The 1,318-nt window shown below is 64.0% G+C and carries 1 protein-coding gene and 1 other annotated feature; the gene reads right to left on the minus strand.

Features of this window, described 5'->3' with window-relative positions:
• Positions 1-39: 39 nt before the first annotated feature.
• Positions 40-1,268 (minus strand): IS3 family transposase gene (locus ACT53M_RS20115; RefSeq protein WP_476235696.1). Its coding sequence is split into 2 segments (ribosomal slippage): positions 40-980 and positions 980-1,268, totalling 1,230 coding nucleotides; the frame shifts between segments, so codons are not numbered across the junction.
• Positions 873-987: a sequence feature (AL1L pseudoknot), on the minus strand. (Overlaps the previous gene by 115 nt.)
• Positions 1,269-1,318 lie beyond the last annotated feature (50 nt).

Consider the following 1,318-nt stretch of genomic DNA (forward strand, 5'->3'; position numbering starts at 1 on the left):
TGAAGCGCCCCGGGTTTTCCGGAGGCATTTTCATTTGAGTCATGCGGCCATATCGAGGGTCTCAATGGCTGCATAGTAGTGGGCTTCGGCTTCGGCGGGTGGGATGTGCCCGATGGGGCCGAACAGGCGGTGATTGTTGAACCAGTCGACCCAGCGCAGCGTTGCCATTTCCACGGCCGATGCGCCCGGCCATGAGCGTTGCCGCCAGATGACCTCGGCCTTGTAGAGACCGTTGATCGTCTCGGCCAAGGCGTTGTCGTAGCTGTCGCCGACGCTGCCCACGGACGGCACGAGGTTGGCTTCTGCCAGTCGCTGGGTGTAGTTCATGGCCAAATATTGAACGCCCCTGTCGCTATGATGGATCAGGCCATCATCTGGACTTGGCCTGCGGGCATGGATCGCCTGCTCGAGGGCATCCAGCACGAAGCCCGCCGTGGCACTGGTGCTGACCTTCCAGCCCACGATCCGGCGGGCGAAGGCGTCGATCACGAAGGCCACGTAGACGAATCCCGCCCAGGTGTGGACGTAGGTGAAGTCGACCACCCACAAGGCATTGGGCCGGCTGACGCGGAACTCGCGGTTGACCTTGTCCAGCGGGCACGGCGCCTTCGGGTGGCTGACGGTGGTGACGGTCGTCTTGCCTCGCCGCACGCCTGCCAGCCCAAGGTTTCGCATCAGCCGTTCCACCGTGCACTTGGCGACAGCGATGCCCTCGCGACGCATCTGGTGCCAGACCTTGCGGGCGCCATAGAGACCAAAGCTGTTCTCGTGAACACGCTTGATCGCCTCGCGCATCTCGTCGTCGCGCCGGGCTCGGGCAGGCCGCCTGCCGGGATCAGCAAGGCGGGCGGCGTGTTCGTGGTAGGAAGACCGGGCGATCGCCAGTTCGCGGCAGATCGGCTCGATACCCAGTTCTTCCCGGTGAGCGTCAATGAACGACATCACCATTTGCCGTGGCGGTCGAGCTCCGCCTGCGCAAAATATGCCGATGCCTTGCGCAGGATCTCGTTGGCCCGGCGAAGCTCCTTGACCTCGCGCTCCAGTGCTTTGACCCGATCCCGCTCACTGACAGCCTGCGCTGCTGGTCCCGCTCGCCGGCTCGCCTCCTCGCGGCACCACCGGCGCAGCGTCTCGGTCGTGCAGCCGACCTTCCCCGCGATCGAGGTCATCGCTGCCCACTCCGACGGATAATCTCCTCGGTGCTCCTCCACCATCCGCACAGCACGGTCGCGAAACTCAGGTGAGAACTTGTTCCTCATATTGCTCATCGTGGCTCCTTCTCACAGATAGGAGCCTCCGGAAAACCCGGGGCGCTTCA

Source organism: Sphingomonas sp. DMC6 (genome assembly GCF_056314225.1).